The sequence below is a fragment of the Flavobacterium aerium genome (genome assembly GCF_030766725.1).
Taxonomy (GTDB): Bacteria; Bacteroidota; Bacteroidia; order Flavobacteriales; family Flavobacteriaceae; genus Flavobacterium; species Flavobacterium aerium.
Window position 1 is genome coordinate 286,794 of record NZ_JARQWR010000005.1, and the last position, 23,071, is coordinate 309,864.

20 protein-coding genes and 2 pseudogenes are annotated in these 23,071 nt (G+C 32.4%); 7 read left to right on the top strand and 15 right to left on the bottom strand.

From position 1 onward, the window contains the following. Positions 1–10: 10 nt before the first annotated feature. The 5 genes from argC to fahA all read right to left on the bottom strand — a co-directional run bounded on the left by argC (position 11) and on the right by fahA (position 5,944). Entirely contained in the window at positions 11–988 is a 978-nt protein-coding gene (gene argC, locus P6733_RS09080) for an N-acetyl-gamma-glutamyl-phosphate reductase (RefSeq protein WP_306352542.1), read from the bottom strand. After that, complete coding sequence (locus P6733_RS09085; RefSeq protein WP_306352543.1) at positions 981–2,174, bottom strand: argininosuccinate synthase; 1,194 nt, start codon at positions 2,172–2,174, stop codon at positions 981–983. Before P6733_RS09085 ends, argC begins: the two co-directional genes overlap by 8 nt. A 3-nt stretch (positions 2,175–2,177) precedes the next feature. Beyond that, positions 2,178–2,810 carry a GNAT family N-acetyltransferase gene (locus P6733_RS09090; protein ID WP_306352544.1) on the bottom strand — a complete coding sequence of 211 codons (633 nt, stop codon included), beginning with the start codon at positions 2,808–2,810 and terminating at the stop codon, positions 2,178–2,180. Between the two features lie 523 nt (positions 2,811–3,333). Next, the gene (locus tag P6733_RS09095) at positions 3,334–4,515 is read right to left on the bottom strand and encodes a hypothetical protein (RefSeq protein WP_306352545.1); all 1,182 of its coding nucleotides are present in this window, start codon (positions 4,513–4,515) and stop codon (positions 3,334–3,336) included. Between the two features lie 145 nt (positions 4,516–4,660). Continuing rightward, complete coding sequence (gene fahA, locus P6733_RS09100) at positions 4,661–5,944, bottom strand: fumarylacetoacetase (protein ID WP_306352546.1); 1,284 nt, start codon at positions 5,942–5,944, stop codon at positions 4,661–4,663. A gap of 110 nt (positions 5,945–6,054) precedes the next feature. Between fahA and glyA the strand changes: the two genes are divergently transcribed. The 6 genes from glyA (at position 6,055) to P6733_RS09130 (ending at position 14,551) form a co-directional block, all read left to right on the top strand. Then, the gene (gene glyA / locus P6733_RS09105; RefSeq protein WP_306352547.1) at positions 6,055–7,329 is read left to right on the top strand and encodes a serine hydroxymethyltransferase; all 1,275 of its coding nucleotides are present in this window, start codon (positions 6,055–6,057) and stop codon (positions 7,327–7,329) included. Positions 7,330–7,481: 152 nt separating this feature from the next. Beyond that, on the top strand, positions 7,482–8,081 hold the full coding sequence (locus tag P6733_RS09110) for a TetR/AcrR family transcriptional regulator (protein WP_306352548.1): 600 nt from the start codon (positions 7,482–7,484) through the stop codon (positions 8,079–8,081). Positions 8,082–8,110: 29 nt separating this feature from the next. Further along, positions 8,111–9,478, top strand: a complete 1,368-nt coding sequence (locus tag P6733_RS09115; RefSeq protein WP_306352549.1) for a TolC family protein — start codon at positions 8,111–8,113, stop codon at positions 9,476–9,478. A 9-nt stretch (positions 9,479–9,487) separates the two neighbouring features. Continuing rightward, the gene (locus P6733_RS09120) at positions 9,488–10,549 is read left to right on the top strand and encodes an efflux RND transporter periplasmic adaptor subunit (RefSeq protein WP_306352550.1); all 1,062 of its coding nucleotides are present in this window, start codon (positions 9,488–9,490) and stop codon (positions 10,547–10,549) included. A 77-nt stretch (positions 10,550–10,626) separates the two neighbouring features. Continuing rightward, complete coding sequence (locus P6733_RS09125; RefSeq protein WP_306352551.1) at positions 10,627–13,803, top strand: efflux RND transporter permease subunit; 3,177 nt, start codon at positions 10,627–10,629, stop codon at positions 13,801–13,803. A gap of 166 nt (positions 13,804–13,969) precedes the next feature. Beyond that, positions 13,970–14,551, top strand: coding sequence for a MiaE family protein (locus P6733_RS09130; RefSeq protein ID WP_306352552.1), 582 nt, complete (start codon positions 13,970–13,972; stop codon positions 14,549–14,551). A gap of 79 nt (positions 14,552–14,630) precedes the next feature. Here P6733_RS09130 and P6733_RS09135 read toward each other — a convergent pair whose 3' ends face one another. Then, entirely contained in the window at positions 14,631–15,065 is a 435-nt protein-coding gene (locus P6733_RS09135; protein WP_306352553.1) for a DUF7832 domain-containing protein, read from the bottom strand. Between the two features lie 331 nt (positions 15,066–15,396). On the opposite strand from P6733_RS09135, the gene P6733_RS09140 reads away from it, so the two are divergent. Further along, positions 15,397–15,549 (top strand): hypothetical protein, encoded by a 153-nt coding sequence (locus P6733_RS09140; RefSeq protein ID WP_306352554.1) that lies wholly within the window; start codon positions 15,397–15,399, stop codon positions 15,547–15,549. A 362-nt stretch (positions 15,550–15,911) separates the two neighbouring features. Here the strand turns inward: P6733_RS09140 and P6733_RS09145 are convergent, their stop codons facing one another. From P6733_RS09145 to P6733_RS09185, 9 genes and pseudogenes are all read right to left on the bottom strand, one after another. Continuing rightward, a complete protein-coding gene (locus P6733_RS09145) occupies positions 15,912–16,679 on the bottom strand; it encodes a hypothetical protein (RefSeq protein ID WP_306352555.1) in 768 nt (255 codons plus the stop codon). Between the two features lie 193 nt (positions 16,680–16,872). Then, positions 16,873–17,205: pseudogene (locus tag P6733_RS09150) on the bottom strand (IS1-like element transposase); the annotation flags it as partial. Positions 17,206–17,519: 314 nt separating this feature from the next. Continuing rightward, complete coding sequence (locus tag P6733_RS09155; protein ID WP_306352557.1) at positions 17,520–18,002, bottom strand: hypothetical protein; 483 nt, start codon at positions 18,000–18,002, stop codon at positions 17,520–17,522. A gap of 3 nt (positions 18,003–18,005) precedes the next feature. After that, the gene (locus P6733_RS09160) at positions 18,006–18,773 is read right to left on the bottom strand and encodes a toxin-antitoxin system YwqK family antitoxin (RefSeq protein WP_306352558.1); all 768 of its coding nucleotides are present in this window, start codon (positions 18,771–18,773) and stop codon (positions 18,006–18,008) included. 1 nt (position 18,774) lies between these two features. Next, a pseudogene (locus tag P6733_RS09165) lies at positions 18,775–19,107 on the bottom strand (IS1-like element transposase); the annotation flags it as partial. A gap of 188 nt (positions 19,108–19,295) precedes the next feature. Continuing rightward, positions 19,296–20,177: a hypothetical protein gene (locus P6733_RS09170; RefSeq protein ID WP_306352560.1), complete on the bottom strand. Its 882-nt coding sequence runs from the start codon at positions 20,175–20,177 to the stop codon at positions 19,296–19,298. After that, entirely contained in the window at positions 20,178–21,194 is a 1,017-nt protein-coding gene (locus P6733_RS17985) for an RHS repeat-associated core domain-containing protein (protein ID WP_372339297.1), read from the bottom strand. 98 nt (positions 21,195–21,292) lie between these two features. Continuing rightward, positions 21,293–21,934, bottom strand: coding sequence for an immunity protein Imm33 domain-containing protein (locus tag P6733_RS09180; RefSeq protein WP_306352561.1), 642 nt, complete (start codon positions 21,932–21,934; stop codon positions 21,293–21,295). A gap of 115 nt (positions 21,935–22,049) precedes the next feature. Next, positions 22,050–22,793, bottom strand: coding sequence for a hypothetical protein (locus tag P6733_RS09185; protein ID WP_306352562.1), 744 nt, complete (start codon positions 22,791–22,793; stop codon positions 22,050–22,052). Positions 22,794–23,071: the final 278 nt, after the last annotated feature.

Consider the following 23,071-nt stretch of genomic DNA (forward strand, 5'->3'; position numbering starts at 1 on the left):
TTTTTATTTTTTAAAAACCTCCTGGTTTTAGTTGTAAACCTTCTTTTTCTTCTAAACCAAACATCAAATTCATATTTTGAATCGCTTGTCCAGATGCTCCTTTAATCAGATTATCAATGATAGATGTGATTAAAAGTTGATCTCCAGATTTTACCAAACTGATAATACATTTGTTGGTTTGAACTACTTGTTTCAAATGGATATCTGCTGTGGTAACCGTTACAAAAGGATGATTTTGATAATACGATTGGTAGATTTCAAGAATGTCTTCTATATTCTGATTCACTTTTGTGTATAAGGTTGCGAAAATTCCTCTTGAAAAATCACCTCTATTAGGAATAAACAGTAATTCGTCCGTATAATTCTCTTGCAATTGCACTACACTTTGATTGATTTCATCCAAATGTTGGTGTGAAAATGCTTTATAATGGGACATATTACTAGCTCTCCAGCTATGATGAGTTGTTGCTACTGGTTGCACACCAGCTCCTGTACTTCCTGTTACGGCATTAATGTGCACTGCTTCTGTAAGCTTTTGTTGCGCTGCTAAAGGCAATAATGCCAGTTGAATAGCTGTAGCAAAACAACCTGGATTGGCAATGTAATTGGCTTTCTGAATAGCTGTTTTATTCAATTCAGGTAATCCATATACAAAAGGTTTTCCTTGAAATTCAGCCTCTTTTTGCAATCTGAAATCATTACTCAAATCGATGATTCGGGTATGGGATTCAAAAGTGTTTTCGGAAAGAAATGTTTTCGATTTTCCATGGCCTAAGCAGAGAAATACAACATTCACTTGTGGATTGATTTGCCCGGTGAAATCTAATTCCAAATCACCCAGTACATCTTGATGTACCGAAGCAATTGATTTTCCGGCATTCGTTGTACTGTACACAAAATCAATGGTTACTTTACTATGGTGCATCAATATTCTGATTAATTCACCGGCAGTATATCCAGAACCGCCTATTATTCCAACTTTAATCATAACTCAATTGGTTTACAGATGAATATATTGTTTGTGCATTCCCTAGTATTTTTATAAAACCTTTGGCATCATCTGAAGTCCAAGCATTGTTCATTTCACCATATTGACCAAAAGTAGTATTCATTAAATCGTGTGCCGATTCAATTCCTTCTAATGAAAAATGATAAGGTTTTAAACATACTGTGACACTTCCTGTTACGGTTGCTTGTGTATCGGCTAGGAATGTTTCAATGTTTCTCATTACCGGATCTAAAAACTGCCCTTCATGGAATAACATTCCATACCAGTTGCCCAATTGTTCTTTCCAGTATTGTTGCCATTTGGTCAATACATGTTTTTCTAACAAGTGGTGTGCTTTTATAATAATGATTGGTGCTGCGGCTTCAAAACCTACTCTTCCTTTAATTCCAATAATAGTATCACCTACGTGAATATCTCTACCAATTGCATAAGCACTGGCCAATTCTTCTAAAGCAACAATGTTTTGTGTAGGATTATTTTTGGTATCGTTTAATCCCACTAATTCTCCTTTTTCAAAGTGTAATACTACTTTTTGAGGTTCTTGTACTTTCAATTGTGATGGATAGGCTTCTTCCGGCAAGGATAGGTGAGAAGTCAATGTTTCTTTTCCACCTACGCTAGTTCCCCAAATTCCTTTGTTAATTGAATATTGTGCTTTCTCCCAAGAATAGGATACGCCATGACCTTGTAAATAGGTAACTTCTTCTTGTCTGGATAATTTTAAATCTCTAATCGGTGTAATGATTTCGATTTCAGGAGCTATCGTTTGGAAAATTAAATCAAAACGAATTTGATCGTTTCCTGCTCCAGTACTTCCATGTGCGATAGCATCGGCGCCAATTTTCTTAGCATATTTAATGGCTTCAATAGCCTGAAAAACTCTCTCTGCACTTACGGATAATGGATAAGTGTTATTTTTTAAGACATTACCAAAAACCAAGTATTTAATGGCTTTTTCATAGTAATGATCTACAATATCAATGTTTAAATGCTGACTGCTTCCCAATTCATAGGCTCTGTCTTCTATGGCAGATAACTCGTTGACATCAAAACCTCCTGTATTGATTAATACAGTGTGTACTTCACAATTTTTCTCATGGATTAAATATTTAAGGCAATAAGATGTATCTAATCCTCCACTGTATGCTAAAACTACTTTTTTCATGGTTTAAATTTTTTCTTTTTTTAAGAATAGTGCTTGTTTGATGTTTTTTAGTCTGCCCAGCACTTTTTTATTAAAGGTGTATTCTTCGTTGATTAATTCTTCTATCTTTTGTTTCGGGTCATATAGCATCCCGGTACAAAGGCACATTTTGTTTTCCTTACGCTGTAAAATATCGAAATTCGTACACGTTTTACAACCTGCCCAAAAGCTTGGATCGGCTGTTAACTCTGAAAATGGAACGGGGCGATATCCTAAATCTGAATTGATTTTCATGACCGCTAAACCAGTGGTAATTCCAAAGATTTTAGCATTAGGATATTTTTGTTGCGAATAGTTGAAAACATACGTTTTGATCTTTTTGGCAAGACCTAAATGTCTGTAATCAGGATGTACAATGAGTCCAGAATGGGCTACAAATTGTCCATGCTGCCAGCTTTCGATATAACAAAAACCAGCAAAGTTTCCATTCTCCAGAGCAATAATAGCTTCCTTGTTTACCATTTTTTTAATGACATATTCAGGCGTTCTTTTAGCTATTCCAGTTCCTCTTAAAAGAGCCGAAGCTTCAATTGTATCGCATATTTCTTGCGCATATTTATAATGCTCTTCCTGAGCAATAATAATGGCTACATTCATTTCAAAATGTACGTATTAAGTTAAATAATAGGGGATTGAAAACAATAGTGCGAAGGCTGAAGCAGGACGCACCCGCTTCAAAAAAGTATAATTATAGACCGTTATGGCCGCGAAGTAAATACGCAGTATAATGCTAATTGTAGTGTTGAAAATGTATAATTAGGCTGTAATAATCCTAAAGAGATTGTTGATAATTCCAAAATGTGAAATTGTAAAAAATGAATAAACAGACGAAATCCTGGGTGGTACTATAGTGATAGTGACCGCACTGACCGTGAAGAAACGGTTGCGATTGTCCGTAGAGTAGAAGTTGTATGTAACTTTTTAGTATTCATTGGTGCAAATGTATACATTTTTACAATATACCAAAGTTAAAATAAAAATAATTTTATTTAGGCTCAAAAAGAGTTGTATGTGTAGAGTTAATGTGTTGATTAGTATTGTTTTGAAGAATAAAAAAACGGATTTGAAGAATAGCTTCAAATCCGTTAATATGTATATTTAATTTAAAAAGTATTCCTTTTTACCTGAACTTATTCTGGGTAATGATGCTTTTTAACTTCGATTTCAAATCTTCTCCGGTATCAAAAACCATTTGCTCATTGCTTGGAAACAACATTGGTTTTCGAGTGAAATTACCATAATAATTATCATCAATAGCTCTGCGATCTCCTTTGTAATTAGCATAAATGTTTTGGAAAACAAACTCACTTGTTATAGGGAAAGATTGTATTAACTGATTGCTCTTATAATCTACATAATCCACTTTTGCAACTACTTGACATGATTTGAATTGCGTGAATTCATAGACATCGATTTTTACATCTCTAAGAACATCTACTTTTACAATATTACCTTTATCATCACGCACCGGTTTTCCATTGCGATCTAATAAGTCTTTTGTACCATCTTTAATTTGTCTTTCACGGATAAATTGTTTCTCTCTAATTTGCTCTGGAGAGATACTGATTTGTCTGAAATTAACAATCATACCATAATCGTAGTTAATCCCTTTTTGTTTACTACTGTGGTAAACCGTCCATTTGTCGTCTAATCCGTACGTATCAAAATTTAATAAATCATTTTGTAAACGAATCGGAATCACCATATTCGTTTCATTGGATGTACTTACTTGAACAAAATCAGTTCCTTTGAAACGAGCTTCATCCATCAAGCTATGGACATCTTTGTAGTTTGGATTGATGTTTTCAATATAAGTAAGATCATCAAAAGCCTGACGAGCATCCATCTTGTTTTTGGACAATGTTAGCAATTTCACCGCATTATTGTATAAATATTTCGATAATGCATTTTTGTATTCAATAATTTGATTAGAGTAATCACTAAAAGGGAAAATAGCATTTCGACCTTCTTTCATTAAGTATAAAGGAAGTATTGGTCTGATTCTTTCCTGTCTGTTGTTTAGCAACATATAAGTATTGTACAGACGTTCTATGTTTGCCGGGTTCTTATCTTTTTCAAGCATCGAAATATCGCGTTTATCACGATCTATTGCTTTTGCATAAGCTTCTTCTAACAGATAAATATAGTCTTGTTTTCCCTTACTGGTTTTGTTAGAGCGAAGATTATCGACTGCTTTGTCTATTGCGCCATCGTAATCACCATTACTCAACATGGTTTGTGTTTTTTTTACACCACACGATGCAAAGCATACAATAGTAAAAAGGAGTATAAGTTTTTTCATTATCTGAATTTTTTTGAGCAAATGTAAAAAAATATAAGACTACTTGATGAGCCTTAGTACAAATTGTTAAATCTGCGGTTACTATGTTTCGGATAACAAATAATGAGCCAAAAAAAAGCGCCCTTGGGAGGCGCTTTAAATTATTTTATTTTTTAGTGAATGGCGGAAGAAGTTTGCTAGAAACTTCACCGAAACCTAATCGTATAGTATCGTTTTCACAATAACCTTTCATGGTCACTGTATCTCCGTCATTGATGAATTTACGTTCTGTACCATCATTCAATTGGATTGGATTTTTTCCACCCCATGATAGTTCTAACATTGATCCATATGAATCTGGAGTAGGACCAGAGATTGTACCAGATCCCATCATATCACCAGAATTAACGCGACATCCGTTTACGGTGTGGTGTGCTAATTGCTGACTCATATTCCAATACATGTATTTGAAATTTGAGTTTGAAACTACAGTAGCTTCTCCATCTTCCGGAGTAATGGCTACTTGTAAGTTAATATCAAAAGAACGATCTCCATCTATTTGTAAGTAAGGTAATGGTTGTGGTTCTTGTTTAGGGCCTTTAGTTCTAAAAGGTTCTAGTGCATCCATGGTTACAATCCATGGTGAGATAGAAGAAGCAAAGTTTTTAGCTAAGAAGGGTCCTAGTGGAACATATTCCCATTTTTGAATATCACGGGCACTCCAGTCATTGAATAAAACCATACCAAAGATGTAATCTTCTGCTTCCTCTACAGGAATAGGTTCTCCCATTACATTAGCATCCGTTGTGATGAAGGCCATTTCAAGTTCAAAATCTACTAATTTTGATGGACCGAATATAGGCGTAGTTTCACCATTTGGCAAAGTTTGTCCCATAGGTCTGTGAATTGGAATTCCAGAAGGAATAATAGTAGAAGATCTACCATGGTATCCTACAGGAATGTGTAACCAGTTTGGCAATAATGCATTTTCTGGATCACGGAACATAAGTCCTGCATTAGTAGCATGTTCTTTACTGGAGTAAAAATCAGTATAATCACCAATTAGTACAGGTAATTGCATTTCTACATCTTCGATTTTGAAAATTACAATTTCGCGATGTTCTGTATTATCTCTTAGAGAAGCATTCTCTGCATCAAAAATTTCGGCAATTCGATTACGAACTAAACGCCATGTTTTTTTTCCGTCTGAGATAAAATCATTTAAAGTGTCTTGAAGGAACATATCATCGGTAAGTTCAATTCCTTCAAAGTAGTTCATTTGTTGTAATGCTCCCATGTCGATGGCGAAATCTCCAATTCGAGTACCAATGGTTACTACATCATCTTTGGTGATGAATACACCAAACGGAATGTTTTGAATTGGGAAGTCACTATTTTTTGGTACCGCTAACCAAGATTTTCTATGAGGATCATTTGCTGTGATGGGCATACTATATGTTTATTTGTTTGTTGAAAATTCAGTTATCAAATATATTATTATCTGCCATTTTAACAAACGATTTTTGTATTTTTGGAATCAATTTAACGAAATATTATCAAATGCAACGCGACGAACAAATTTTTGACTTGATTCTTGAAGAACAAGATAGACAAATTCACGGATTGGAATTGATTGCTTCAGAGAATTTTGTAAGTGACCAAGTAATGGAAGCCGCTGGTTCGGTTTTAACTAACAAATATGCTGAAGGATATCCAGGAAAAAGATATTATGGTGGATGTGAAGTAGTAGATGTTATTGAACAATTAGCTATTGACAGAGCCAAAGCTTTATTTGGTGCTGAATATGTAAATGTACAACCTCACTCAGGTTCACAAGCCAATACAGCTGTATTTCAAGCTTGTTTGAAACCAGGAGATAAAATATTAGGTTTCGATTTGTCACATGGTGGACACTTAACGCATGGTTCTCCAGTGAACTTTTCTGGAAAATTGTATAACCCAGTATTTTATGGTGTTGAACAAGAAACAGGATTATTGAACTATGATAAAATACAAGAGATTGCAACAAAAGAACGTCCACAAGTAATTATTGCGGGTGCTTCAGCTTATTCTCGTGATATGGATTTTGCACGTTTCAGAGTGATTGCCGATAGTGTTGACGCTTTATTAATTGCCGATATTTCTCATCCTGCTGGTTTAATTGCAAAAGGATTATTGAACGATCCAATTCCACATTGTCATATAGTTACTACTACAACACATAAAACATTACGTGGACCTCGTGGAGGAATCATTATGATGGGGAAAGATTTCGAAAATCCATTTGGTCTTAAAACACCTAAAGGAGAAATCAGAATGATGTCTGCATTATTAGATTCAGCAGTATTCCCAGGAACACAAGGTGGACCATTAGAGCATATTATTGCAGCAAAAGCAGTTGCTTTTGGTGAAGCTTTGCAAGATGAATTTTTCACATATGCAATGCAGGTGAAGAAAAATGCTGCGGCTATGGCGGCTTCTTTTGTGAAGAGAGGTTACAATATTATTTCTGGCGGAACAGACAATCATATGATGTTGATTGACCTTAGAAATAAAAATATTTCAGGTAAAGAAGCTGAAAATGCTTTAGTGAAAGCTGAAATTACAGTCAATAAAAACATGGTTCCATTTGATGATAAATCACCATTTGTAACTTCAGGGATCCGTATTGGAACTCCTGCTATCACCACCAGAGGTTTAGTAGAAGCAGATATGGAAACAATTGTAGCTTTAATTGATGAAGTTATTGTAGATCATACGAATGAAGAAGTAATAGAATCTGTTGCAGATCGTGTAAATGATATGATGGGTGACCGTCCTATTTTTGTATTCTAAGCAATAGTTTACCTTATATAGTAAGCCCTTACGTGATGTAAGGGCTTTTTTTGTATCCATTTTAAAATGTTAATTATTTGTTAATTAAAGTTTGACATCTTTGTCAAAACCAATTATTAAATACTTTTGTCTAACAAAAATGTCAAACAATTATGTCAAGTATAAAAAAAGATGAAGCTACAGAGGAGTTAATTAAAAATACTGCCAAAAGAATTTTCTTTGGAGAAGGTAGATTTAATGCAACGACACAAGAGATAGCTGATGCGGCAGGAGTTAACCGAACACTAATTAATTACTATTTCAGATCAAGAAATGCCTTATTTGAAATTGTATTCAAAGACGCGCAGGATAGAGAACAGGAACGTACCGAGTCGATTATTTTCTCGGAGCTGCCTTTTAAAATGAAAATCGAGGAATTTATTGATGATTCATTTACTATGGGGACAGAATATCCTTATATGGAAATCTATTTGGTTACCCAATTGAACCAAGGATGCTATTTCAAAGATGAAGAACACATGGATCGAATTCTAAATCAATTCTATAAAGAGTTGGAAGTAGAGATGGATAAAGGAACGATTACTAAAATGGATCCAATTCAATTTATCTTAAATCTAATTTCATTAATCTCTTTTCCAACTTCCATGCGTCCATTGTTTCAAAAAACAATGCGTATTACGGATGAAGCTTACAACCAGATACTTAGTGATAGAAAACAAATTATATTAGATCTTTTATTCAAAAATGTATAACCCTCAACCCAATAATAAATAAGTATAAAATGAAGATTATTAATAACTTAATAATAGTTAAAGTGATTGCAATACATTGTGTTGTAGTCCTCTTTTCTTCAGGAAGTCTTCAAGCTCAGAATAATCCTTTGACCTTAAAAGATGCCTTAAACTACGCTTTGAAAAATAAAGCGGATGCCAAAAAGGCCTACCTTCAAGTAGAAAATAGTCAGTATCAGATTCAGGAAGTTCGAGCACGTGCTTTACCTCAAATTGCCTTAACGGGATCGTTAGTCAATAATGTGGTACTCCAACAAAGTGCTTTACCTGGGGAATTCTTTGGACAGCCCGGTACAACGATTCTGGTTCCTTTTGGTCAAAAGTGGAATGCCAATGGTGGTGTTACCTTATCCCAAAATCTTTTTGATCAATCCATTTTTACGGGATTAAAAGCTGCAAAAACAACACGTGAATACTATCAGGTGAATTCGCAATTGACCGAAGAACAGGTGATTGAACGTGTAGCGAATAACTATTACAATGTTTTCGTGCAACGCCAAAAATTAGCTGTAGTAGACAGTAATTATGTCAATACAACAAAAGTAAAAGACATTATAAAAGGACAATATGCAAACGGTTTGGCAAAGAAAATTGATTTGGACCGTATTATGGTGAAATTATACAATATTGATACACAACGTCAACAATTGATTAATGCCGTGCAATTACAGGAAAATTCTTTGAAATTCTATATGGGTATGCCGATTGAAACAAAGATTGAAATTCCACAAACAGCTTTTGAAGTATCTCCACATTTATTGGGTGAATCACCAGATGTGACGCAACGTACAGAGTATCAATTGTTGAAAAAACAAGAACAATTACTGACATACCAAAAGAAAGCGGTAGAGGCGGGGTATTATCCAACCTTATCATTATCGGCTAACTATAACTATCAAGGATTAGGCGATAAGTTTCCTTTGGGCGGAAGTTCTGCACAAGGAGTAAACTGGTCTGATTTTGCTTCTGTAGGATTGAATCTACATGTACCAATATTCACTGGTTTTGGAACTCGTGCTAAAGTGAGACAAGCCGATGTTGATCTGCGAAAATTAGAAGCAGATATGGAAGATGTAAAATTATCATTGGATTTAGATTTCGAGAATGCTAAAACACAAATTAATAATAGTGTGATTACCATTGGGAACCAAAAAGAGAATGTAAAATTGGCTCAGGAAGTATTAGACAATACCAAAAATAATTATTACAACGGATTAGCTTCTTTAACAGATTTACTGGATGCTGAAAATTCATTGGTAGAAGCACAAAACAATTACACATCAGCATTATTAGATTATAGACTGGCAGAAATCCTTTTGATTAAATCACAAGGAGCATTAAAAACACTTTTAAATTAACCCTCCAAAATGAAAAAAATAGTATATATAGTAATCGGTATTGCTTGTGTAGCTTTAATCGGATTTGTTTTAACAAACAATAAAAAGAAGAACGAGGCAGAAACTGAAATTGTATCACAAAAAAACACATCGGTTGCTGTTCGAACAGATAAGGTAAAGATTGAAGTGGTAGCCTTGGATTTTGTAGCCAATGGAAATTTTGCTCCATTCCAAGAATTAAGCTTTTCGGCAGAGAATTCTGGAAGAGTAACAAAAGTGTTAGTAGATGTAGGAAGCCCAGTACGTATTGGACAAACTTTGGCCATTATAAAAGGAGATCAGCTTTCTGTTGAAGTACAAAATGCAAAAGCGACGTATCAAAATGCTTTGACTGATAGTCAACGTTACGAAAATGCTTTTAAAACAGGTGGTGTAACGCAACAACAATTGGATCAGGCAAAATTAGCTTTAGTAAATGCTAAAGCAAGATTACAACAAGCGAACATCAGTTTTGGTGATGCTACCATAAAATCATCAATCAATGGTATTGTAAACAAGCGTAACATAGAGCCAGGATCTGTAGTTTCACCGGGAACCGTATTATTTGATTTAGTGAATGTATCAAAACTGAAATTGAAAGTTACAGTAGATGAAAATCAGATTGCGAACTTAAAATTAGGTCAAGTTGTAGATGTTAAAGCCAGTGTATATCCGGATAAAGATTTTTCTGGAAAGGTAACTTTCATTGCACCAAAAGCAGATGAGTCTTTGAAATTCCCAATTGAAATTGAGATTATAAACAATGCCAATAATGATTTGAAAGCTGGAATGTACGGAACGGCTATATTTAAAGCGGATGAAAACAAACAAAAAGCGATTATGACAGTTCCAAGAAATGCTTTCGTAGGCAGTGTAAACAGTAATCAGATTTTTGTAGTACGTGAGGATACAGCACATTTAACAAAAGTAGTTTCAGGACGTATTTTTGGAGATAAAGTAGAGATATTGGATGGCTTGAAAGATGGTGAAGTGGTTGTAACAAGCGGTCAGATTAACCTAGTAGACGGTACTAAAGTAAATTCTATAAAATAGTTGGTGACTAGAGAACCGGAAATGCCTTATAGGAGGTCAAATCCGGTTCTAAATCAACATTAAACTAAAAATATTAAATGAAAATAGCAGAAATATCCATTAAACGACCAACCTTAGTGATTGTGTTGTTTATTATTCTGACACTGGGAGGATTGTTCAGTTACAATCAACTGAGTTATGAATTAATTCCGAAGTTTGAAATTAACGTGGTAACAATTTCTACAGTATATCCAGGAGCATCTCCGGGAGAGGTAGAGAATACGGTTACAAAGAAAGTGGAGGATGCCGTTTCTTCTTTGGAGAATGTAAAAAAAGTAGAATCCAAATCGTATGAGAGTTTATCGGTTGTAATGGTGACGTTAGAACCAGAAGCTGATGCCGATTATTCTTTGAATGATGCGCAACGTAAAATCAATGCCATTGAAAAGGATTTACCAGACGATGTAGATCCACCTTCTTTGAGTAAATTCTCTTTGAGTGATTTACCCGTAATGACTATTGGAGCTACGGCGAAGATGGATGATGTTGCTTTCTATGACCTATTGGACAAAAAAATCCAACCCATACTTTCCCGTGTAAAAGGAGTTGCTCAGGTAAACTTAGTAGGGGGTGAGGAACGTGAGATTCAGGTAAGTTTAGATCAGGAGAAATTAAAAGGATACGGATTATCTGTACCACAGGTACAACAAATGATTTTGACTTCTAACTTGGATTTCCCAACGGGGAATATCCAAACAAGAGAAAAATCGATGTTGGTTCGTTTATCCGGTAAATATAAAAATGTTGAAGAGTTGCGTAATTTGGTAATCTCTTCAAAAAATGGAATTCAAATCCGTTTGGGTGAAATTGCCGATGTTCAGGATGCACAAAAAGAGGTAAAGAAAATTGCCCGTGTGAATCAGAAAAGTGCGATTGTATTGCAGGTGATTAAACAAACGGATGCAAATGCTGTAGCGGTGAGTGAAGAAATTTATGCAGCCGTAGCAAAAATTGAAAAAGATTATGCCGCTAATACTGTAAAATTACAGATTGCAAATGATAGTAGTGAATTTACATTAGCAGCAGCAGATTCTGTAATTCATGATTTATTCATTGCGGTATTTCTGGTAGCTTTTGTAATGTTATTCTTCTTGCACAGTATTCGTAATGCATTTATTGTAATGGTATCGATTCCAGCATCATTAATTGCCACATTCATTGGAATGTATCTGATGGGATATACTTTAAACTTAATGAGTTTGCTAGGACTTTCATTAGTAGTAGGAATCTTGGTGGATGATGCGATTGTGGTTTTGGAGAACATCTACCGTCATATGGAGATGGGGAAAAACAAAGTGCGTGCTGCATTTGATGGTACGGCGGAAATTGGATTTACTGTAACAGCGATTACCTTAGTAATTGTGGTAGTATTCCTTCCTATTGCAATGAGTACAGGATTAGTTGCCAATATTATCTCACAATTCTGTGTCACAGTAATTATAGCTACTTTATTATCCTTATTGTCTTCTTTTACGATTGTACCTTGGCTTTCATCCCGTTATGGAAAACTAGAGCATATTACAGGGAAAAGCATATTTGGAAGAATGATTTTAGCTTTCGAAAGAGGATTGGATGTTTTCACACACAAAGTAACAGACATTTTAAAATGGTCTTTGAAATACAAAAAATCAACGTTATTAATTGTTGTAATTCTATTCTTTAGTTCGATATCCTTAGTAGGAGCAGGATTCATTGGAGGGGAGTTCTTCCCGAAAATTGATAGAGGGCAATTCTTAGTTCAAATGGAATTACCAAAAGATGCTTCTATTGAACAATCAAATCTTGTAGCACAGAAAGCAGAAGATTATTTGAGAGATAAGAAAGAAATTGAAGAGATTGTTACAACAGTAGGACAAACGAGTGAAGGAATGGGAGCTACACAATCTACAGCTTACAAAGCGGAAATTGACGTGAAGCTGATTGATAAATCCTTACGTGAAGATGGAACTTATATTTATGCTGCCAAAATGAAGCGTGAGCTGGAAAAAATATTGGTTGGTGTAAAAGTAAAAACGGTTCCGGTAAGTATTATGGGTGGAGCAGATGATGCGCCAATTGCTTTAACCGTTACAGGACCAAGTTTAGAGGGTGCAATGCAGTTTGCAAACCAAGCAGCAGCAGAATTAGCTAAAATTAGTGGAGCAACGGAGATCAAATTAACATCTGAATCAGGAAGTCCTGAGGTGACTGTGCAAGTAGACCGTGATAAAATGTCGGCTTTAGGATTGAATCTGCAAACCGTAGGTTTAACCATGCAAACCGCATTTAATGGTAATACAGATGGTAAATTCAGAGCAGGAGAATATGAGTATGACATTAATATTCGTTTTAATGAATACGACCGTTCGAATGTGAATGATGTAAGTGATTTAGTATTCATTAATGATATGGGACAACAAATCAAGTTATCACAGTTTGCAACAATTAAAGAAAGTTCAGGACCAAGTTTATTAGAACGTCGTGATAAGAGTGCTTCGGTAACTGTACAAGCACAAACGATTGGTAGGCCTTCTGGAGATGTAGCGAACGAATGGGAAGCTGTTTTCTCTAAAATGAAAAGACCAACCGGAGTGGCTTATGTTTGGGGTGGAGATATGGAAAATCAAGCAGAAGGGTTTGGTACTTTAGGAATCGCTTTATTGGCCGCAATTATATTAGTATACTTGGTTATGGTGGCTTTATACAACAGTTTTGTGTATCCATTTGTCGTATTGTTCTCTATTCCATTATCATTCATTGGAGCTTTACTAGCGTTAGCGTTGACAAACAACTCTTTGAATATCTTTACAATCCTCGGGGTGATTATGTTAATTGGATTGGTATGTAAGAATGCAATCTTACTGGTCGATTTTGCGAACCATCGTAAGGCCGAAGGAGAAAGCACTTACAATGCCTTAATTCAAGCCAACCATGCCCGTTTACGTCCTATCTTGATGACCACGATTGCGATGGTATTCGGTATGGTGCCGATTGCATTGGCTTCTGGAGCTGCTGCAGAGATGAATAATGGATTGGCTTGGGTAATTATTGGAGGATTGATTAGTTCATTATTCCTAACCTTAATTATTGTACCAGTAGTATACGCTATTTTTGATAGTTTAATTGCCCGTTTCAATAAAAACAAAAATGAAAAATCGGTTGAAGAGTTAATGGTTGAAGAATATGATCATCAAGAATTAAGTGATGATGGATTTACACCGAAACACATCGATTAATATTCTATTTTATTCAAAATATAAAACCTGCTCTTATCATTGGAGCAGGTTTTTTTTATGAGAACTATTTTAGGGTTTTATTATGAGGTTAGGAGAAACCTACATAGCAAATGATATTTTTTATACCTTTGGTTAGTATTGATAACACTACAAAAAGAATCAAAAAATGCTGAATTTAAAACTGCCTACCGATCCAAGATGGGTAAATATTGTAGAAAAGAATATTGAAGAAATTCTAACGGATCATGCTTGGTGTGAGCAAAAGGCTGCGACCAATGCCATTACTATTATTACCAATAATTCAGAACATCAGGATTTGGTAACCGATTTGTTGGCTTTGGCAAAGGAAGAAATTGATCATTTTGAGCAAGTACACAATATCATCAAACAGCGTGGATTACAACTAGGACGAGAGCGCAGAGATGAATATGTAAACGATTTATTCCAGTTCATGAAGAAGGATGGGAGCAGAGTAACCGCTTTGGTTGAGCGTTTGTTGTTTTCGGCAATGATTGAGGCGAGAAGTTGTGAGCGTTTTAAAGTATTATCAGAGAATATTCAAGATGAAGAGTTGGCCAAATTCTACCGTGATTTAATGGAGAGTGAAGCGGGACATTACACCACGTTTATTGGATATGCCCGTAAGTATGGTGTAGGAATCGATGTAAACGAACGTTGGAAAGAATGGTTGGAGTATGAGGCTTCTGTCATTGCAAAATATGGAAAAGGTGAAACCATTCATGGTTAATGAAAATATAAATACTAAACAAAGGCTCCGAGATTATCGGAGCCTTTGTTGTTTTTGATGAGGTAGTAGAGTTGGTTTTCTAGGATAACTTATTCTTTTTCCAATGTAGGAAATCACGTGTGATGATGGTAGCCATTAAGCCATAGTTTTTCCAATTATCCTCCACATGATAGAGTGATTCATATTGGCTGAAAATATCAGCATAATCATCAATATATTTTCCATAGCCACTTTGATCTGCATAATAAAATGTGGCAAACTTATTTCCCATTTCATTTAAGTCTTCAGACGAAAATTTACTCTCACATTGTCGGATTAAAAAATCTCTTCCAGTAATGATTTTGCTTTTCACCTTATTCACGGCTTCTTTGGAATTTTCTAAATGCATTTCATTAAGTAAATCATTATTGATTATCCAAGCCAGAAATATCCCAATGTGCGTGCCTCCATTGGCAAAGGATAAATTTTTCGGGAATTTATTTCCAGTATGCCTATCGATTTTATCGTATGTCATATTTTTTTCTGTTTAATAAAGAAAAGTATTCTCATAGAGTACCCTAAAAATACTTTTCAATCCTAAATATACTCAAATCAGAGGATTATGCAAGTAGATAGTGGTGATTTATTTTACAGAATTTGGCTTTCGTTGTCAATGAATATATTATTAGAGTTTATATGTTCCACTACCATCAAATTCATTATCAGGATTTAAATATGATAATACTAGAGCGGTATCTTTATAATCAAATAAAGAGGTAATTTTTTTCCAGTAATTATAGTTAATCAATTCATCTTCTGAGTCAACTAATTTTTCATAACTATAATTCTTTAAGAACTCAATTAATATGTCTTCAGAAATAAAAATGATTAATCCTGTATCAGAAGAAAAACAAGAGTGTTTATTAGAAATGACATCTGAGTCAGTAGTTTTTTTTATTTGGATAATGTCAAATCCAGTTCCAATTGCTTTATATAATGCAAAAGGAGTATCTATATAAGGAAATATATCAATGATTGTATTATTATTCGGTAATCCTTTTTTTAATTCATTTAAATAAAGAGCATTTTATTAACGCTTAATTTTAATGATTCATAGTTTATAGAGATATTATTCATTTACTAGATTATTTGGAATTGATTTTTTACTTGATTTAAAAAGTCAAAAACTGTATGTATTTGGTCTGTTGTAGCTCTTTTTCATTTTGTTTGTACTGGTAGTTATTTCATTATTGCGATGATGGTTTAGGTAACCTTTCTGTTAATGTTTTGGGGCATTGCATTCGGGTGGATTTCATAGCATAAATCTTCAGTTTTGAACTTAATCCCGTCTCACGCAAAACCCTTGTTGTAGGCATTACTTTTAATATTTATATGTTCTATAGTAGACTTCAGGGTATTTGTTATTCAATTTCTTTTTTTCAATCCAATTGCCATATTTGTCGAATTTGTATGAATATTCTTTTTTATCATTGTTCCACAAATTAGTCGCTACAAACTCTTCTGTCTTTATATTTTTTAAACTATCTATAGTATACTTTTTATTAAAATATTCTTTTCTAAATGCAATTATGTTCCCATCTTTTTTTTTAAAATAAACTTCAAGTAGTCTGTTGTCGTTTATAATTATTGAGCCGTCTTTTTGTATGTTTTTCCATTCATTTGTTCTCACCATTTTTACTAAATTACCCTTGCTGTCATATTTTTTTAAATGTCCAATATAAACTGTATCAGATATTTTGCTCCTTAATCGATCTAATAATTCGTTATCGATTTTGTTATTGAAGTAAATGTATTTTTGGACAAATTTATTTCCTATTTGGTCTTCACTTTCATTTATGAGTAATTCATTCTTTGCAAACTTAAAAATATGGCAATTTGCATCAATCTTTATAGAATCTTTATCGCTTGTCATTAAGAAGCAAGTTTCCAAAATTTCTTTGGGGTTATTTTTCAGCGTGTCTGCTTGAAAAACTAAAATTGGAATTTTATTATATGTTTTTTGAGTAATTAAGGAATCTAAAGAATTGTCAAATTTTTCTAGTTCAGTGTAAATTTCTGAATTATTGTTTTGACAGTTCATTAAGCAAATATTTAATAGAAGAAAAGGTAGAATTTTATTTATTTTCATTTTAATGGATATTTTGGATTGTATTGTCTACAACAATCCTTTTATATTTCTAATGACGTATTCGTTTGTACCTATTAATTTTCCTGAAGAGCTACATTCTTTAAAAGTACATACTTTTTCATTTTTAAAATAAAAAAACAAAACTATCAGACCAAGTAGTGCAGTAATTATTATTATATATATTTTTTTCATTATTCCTTTTTTGTTTGATATAAGTGCACATTTCATCTACTTCATAGGTTTTTCCTTTACTGATAATCGGTTGTTGAATTTTTCGAGCAATTGACACAATTCTTTTCAATAATGTTGTAGTTGAAATTCTTAATAATCTTGCAGTACTTCTTATCCCTAAACCTTCTTTGGTAAACAAAATTATTTTTTGATTGAGATTCCTTTTGTATGCATTATAGCCATAGTCAGACTGTTGTCTCTTTTGACAAACACAACATTTATAACGTTGATTTCCGTTAGTTTGAAATCCATTCTTTATGCATTTACCATTGCAAAAATTACATTTTATTTTCATGACCTAATTTGATACACTAAGGTACAACAAAAGCATTTTAAGGCTTTTTAAAATATTAAAAACAGAAGAGACGACCAGGTGGTCGTCTCTTTTACTATTCAAAAATTACAAATTTATATTCTCTTTCAGTTAGTTAAATTGCTAATATGTAAAAACACCTAATCTGATACACTACCGATTAAAGAAATTAGATTTGACTATAAATAGCTTTTTACTATTACTAGAAAAACAAAAAAACCTAACACCCAGATTATGTCATCCGTATGTTAGGTTTGATTTATTGTGATTCAGGAATAGTTGGTGATCCTAATTCGTTATGCATTGGTTTTACGTTTCAGAATTTCGGAACCAACATTGAGATTTATTTCTGTAATTAATTGATTATAATTTTTAAAATACAATGGAGATACAATCAATTTTCTGTCATTTTCTAAGTTATATACATGTCTATAATAGCCAGGCGTGATTTGACCAACCTCAGTACTATAAGAACCCTTAACGAATTCTTTTTCTGAACTTTTGATAGATTCATAAGAAATGCTTTTTATTTTTCGTGTTAGGAAATTTATTTTTGTAATTGTTTTTTCTTCAATTATTAGCTTATAAATTGTATTTAAATTGTAAAAAAAAACTATACAACCAAGTATTAAAAGAAAAACAATAGGATTACTAACATCTGCATCTTTTTTATAATAAATCTTGACATCTAAAAGCAACATAGCTAACCCAATGCAAATAATTGGCATAAGAACCTTCCTAAAAAGGTAAAGTTTTTCAAATTTTGAGACTACTATCATTTTTTATTTTACATTAACATCGAAAGAAACTGTATCATTCTTTACAGGCGTAACTTTATCTTCAAATGTATATTGTGTAATAGCTTTGATTCTATTAAGACCTTTTTTAGTTAATACTTCTTCAACAATTATTCTTGTTGGTGCTTCTTTAGTAATAGTTCGTTTTACTTTTGAATTATCAATCCCTTCAGCTTCTATTTTAAAGGTTCTTTTGGCATAAGGGATATTGGCTAATACATAATCATATTTTATAACATCACCCACTTTTAAAACATTTCCAGTTTTTATTTCAGTTTGCTTTTTATTATCAAGTTTATATTGACCAATTGGTAAAATTGAATAGCCATCATATTTTTTTACTATTTTGTCATTAAACTTAATGATAAAAGATGTTCTTCCTAAACTATCACACATGATATATTTTTCAATTAAACCATTTTGATTGTAATAGGTACATTCTAAATTAACTTTACTATTTTTTCTATAGAATACTGATTCTATTTTGCCATTATCATAATAATACGAACATATCCCATTTGGTTCATTTTTTACAAATTGTCCTTCTGAAATTTTGATTCCTTTTTCATTATATTGAATAAATTTTCCTTGTAAAATGGTATCGCCCCAACTAATAATATATTCATTCGTTCCTATCAGTTTTCCTGATGGGCTGTATTCTTCTAAGATACGTACTTTTTGGTCTTTGCAATAAAAGAACAAGATTATTAACCCCAGTATTGCAACAATTGCTATTATATATTTATTCTTCATTATTTCTTTTTTGATTGATATAAGTGCACATTTCATCTACTTCATAGGTTTTTCCTTTACTGATAATCGGTTGTTGAATTTTTCGAGCAATTGACACAATTCTTTTCAATAATGTTGTAGTTGAAATTCTTAATAATCTTGCAGTACTTCTTATCCCTAAACCTTCTTTGGTAAACAAAATTATTTTTTGATTGAGATTCCTTTTGTATGCATTATAGCCATAGTCAGACTGTTGTCTCTTTTGACAAACACAACATTTATAACGTTGATTTCCGTTAGTTTGAAATCCATTCTTTATGCATTTACCATTGCAAAAATTACATTTTATTTTCATGACCTAATTTGATACACTAAGGTACAACAAAAGCATTTTAAGGCTTTTTAAAATATTAAAAAACAGAAGAGACGACCACCTGGTCGTCTCTTTTACTATTCAAAAATTACAAATTTATATTCTCTTTCAGTTAGTTAAATGGCTAATATGTAAAAACACCTAATCTGATACACTACCCATCTGAAGTATTACCTATCTCTCACAAAAATCGTTTTTTCAAAATATACCTTTCTTTCACCATTAATAATACTATCTCTCTTTGTAGGCTCACGTTTAAAAGATTCTATCATATAGCCTCTTAATTTTTTTATTCCAGGTTTATCAAACCATCTCCCAAAAACAACAACATAATTTGGATTAGCTTTAGGGAAACCAATTCTATTTACTTTATCCGTATTTAAATTATAAAATGTATCTAATTTTACTTCTTTAATATTTGAAAAAGAAGAATTGAAATTATTTTTTTCTTTTGCCAAAACCATTATGATTTGTGAATTGTATTTCCTTAATAATGGGCTATTACATATGACTGATGCAGCAAATGGATCATTAATTTTTATTGTATCTTTTGAAAAAAAATTAAAATCGATCATACTTGAATTTCTGAAAGCAAGTGTATCATTTGCAAATTCTTTTTGGTTATATCTATTAAACTTATTTGCATACCATAATGTATCTCCTTTTTTATCGATATACCATTGTCTATTTAGGACAAAATTATTTTCAATAATAAAGTACTCCCTGATTTCACTTAAATAGCCTTCTTTAGTATATCTATACCAATTTCCAAATTTCCTTTGCTTTAAATCTTGTAATCCTTTTTTGTAAATTTTTCTGTTTTTATAGAAATAAACTATGCTATCATATTGTTTTTTTTTAAAAATAATTCTATATATTGATTTATTTAATGTATCATAATACATTATATGTTTTGATAAATAACCATTATTATTATATTTCTTTAGGGACTTAATATTTGATGATGAATAATATTCTACCTCATTTTCTTTTTCATTTTTAGTACAAGAGTATATAATGACAATAATTACTATAATAATATATTTTTTCATTTAGTTAGGTCTTATTATTGTTACTTTAGTTTTTCCATTATGTCTTTGAGATTCTGAAGTTGAATCTATTTTTGCTTGAGATTCTGATATTGGTTGATTATTAATTGATGTTGCCCCACTTGGGTATTTGGTTAATACATAATTTACTTTTGGTTCAAAAACGGAATCTTTTACATTTTTTTGTTTTGGAACAGAACCAGCTCTAGCACTTGACACATTTTCTCCAGTGAAAGGAGTATTAGGAGTAAATAAATCTATAATTTTTAAATTCATAACGATGGATGGACCAATAATTTGACTACCAAAATCTAAGAGAGTTCCATAATCTCCATTATCTGCTTGAATTGAACCTGACCCTCTATCTCCATTTGCTAAAACACCGCTTCCTGCTGTAACATCACCGCCATTTCCAAAAATTCTTATACCATCAGTAGTTATTATATTATTTTTACTTTCACCTGAAACTTCAACAGTATTTAAATTTATTGAGCCAGTTTTTATTTCAGTTCCTGCACTTACATTATTTATATTATTATCATAAAGTTGCTTTTGTGCCTCCATTATTGAAATGCCTTGATGTTCGGCTAAAGTCTGTGCACTATCCCCAAAATCTGCAACTAAATTACCATTTTCATTTGGATGCCAATCTTCTGCCATCATTCCATCTGGATCAATAAAGTAAACAGGGTTATTCAAAGCATAAGTGTAAGGGCTGAATCTTCTACTTTTCTCCGCTAGTGGGTCAATATTGTTTCTTCTGCCCGTTGCTGGGTCGTAAAGCATCGCTCCATAATCGTACAGGTTCAATCCTAATTCCTCCTGTAACTCTTTCCCATTGTATTTATAATTATATAGAGAAGGAACGAGGTTGTTAAAGGCGACCGGAAGCAATGCCGGCATATTGTTGGCATTACTTTGCCACAGGATCAACGTATTATTATAATTGGTATGCTTTAATCCAAAAGGGTAATAATTGTTTTCCTCCAGTATGGTAAGAACGTGTGTTTGCGAATCCAAGCCATAACTCAATTTAGTTATAACTAATAATTGATGTGGTTAAAAAAAAACATTTCTGAATGAAGTGGTTGAGTTATAAATATGGATAACTATTTATATTATTCTATGGTTTCATCAAGCCAGACATCTTCGATATCTCTATCAATAAAGAATCTATACCCATTGTCTAATGCCAAATATTGTATTAAATCGGGTCTTTTAGAATTTAATTCGGGTAATTCAATCTGCTTTAAAGAATTGATATCATCATTGTATAAATCTGTAGTAATCCACCAGCCTGACATATGTTTTGGTGATTCATACCGAATGGCTTCAACTGGATTTCCTTCTAAAACACCATCTGAAATAACAATTTTCTGATTAATTATTGGGAAAACAAATTTTGAAGAATATTTTTCGCAAACTTTAATTTGATTCTTTTGTATTTCTAATGAGAATTCAGCACCTTCAATACATCCGACTAAATTAGTCGGGTCCAATTCATGAATCTCTAAAAAATTATCTTTAGAATAAACGAATTTAAGAACCCATGAATTGAATGATATAGTTTGATTTGGAATTATTATAGCATTTTCTTGTATAATATAATCAATAACGTATTTTAATACGTAAATGTAATCTGCTTCACTATGTTTTCCTTTTTTTAGTTTTAATTCAAAGTCAACATTATTATTCACTCCTTGAGTAATATAAAATGAATCAATGAATTTTATTACTTTTTCTTTGAAAATTTCTATCATAATTGTTGTCTAGGTACATAGTTAACGATTTCTCATATTGTGATAAAAAATAGCAAGATATTCTTGCCGCTTATATTGATTCCAAGTATGCTTGAGTTTTTGTTAGTTTTTTAAATTATTGTTTCCATATTTCTCCTTGCCATAATAACTCATTCTTATTTTTGACATAAATTAATTCTTGATTGTAAGACTCAAATTCAAAAAAACATCTGTCAAAATTAGGTAAACTAATAGTAAAAAAGTTAAACTTTTCGGTGTCTATATGTTCCTCAAAAATTTTAAACAATATCCTACTCTTGTATAGTTCTGTCCCTGATACATCAGCATTAAGATTAAAATTGATTTGGTTCATTGTGAATTTCCTATCCGACAAATACTTTGATTTGGATAACACGATATATGTTTTGTCAGTTGTAATAGCCTTACTATTATTGTGATTGAAAATAAAATCCAATTTTACAGGATGGAAATCATCGGGGAAAATTATTTTGATATACAAACTATCTTGTGAAAATTTATTTTCTTTTTTGATTTTATATTCAAAGCCCTTTTGCTTTGTATAATAATCTTCGCTTGTAATCTGTATCATATTTTCCGCTATAACCGACCATGTTCCTTTGGAAGCATAATTACATTGTTCTATTACGGGGGAAAACGTTACGATAGCTTTATTTAAAGTATATGTTCCATCTTTGTTAATTTCTAAATTTGAATAGTTTTTATTATCTGATAATGCTTGATATTTTGAACTACTTTTCAAAATATAGGTTCCTGTTAACTCTTCATTTTGTGTTTTTTGATCTTTTATCGAAACACAACTAATTGATAGGAATAATGGTATTAATAATAATTTTCTCATTTTTTTTTCTTTTCTTCCAAATCTTCATAAACTTTTTTTCCGTTTTCTATTTTGATTTGCATTAGTGATTTTTCATTTATATCTTTTAAAGAACCTGCTCCTATAGGATATGAACCATCAAACGAGTATTGCGTTTGATAAGCGTTTACTTCATTATTTCTTCCTCCTTGTAGTGTAGTTGCGGAGTTTAATAATCTGCCATTTTTACTAAAATTAACTCCCCCTGCTTCAATAGACTGCCCTATGTGACGGATTTCGTGAATATGAAGTCCTGCATT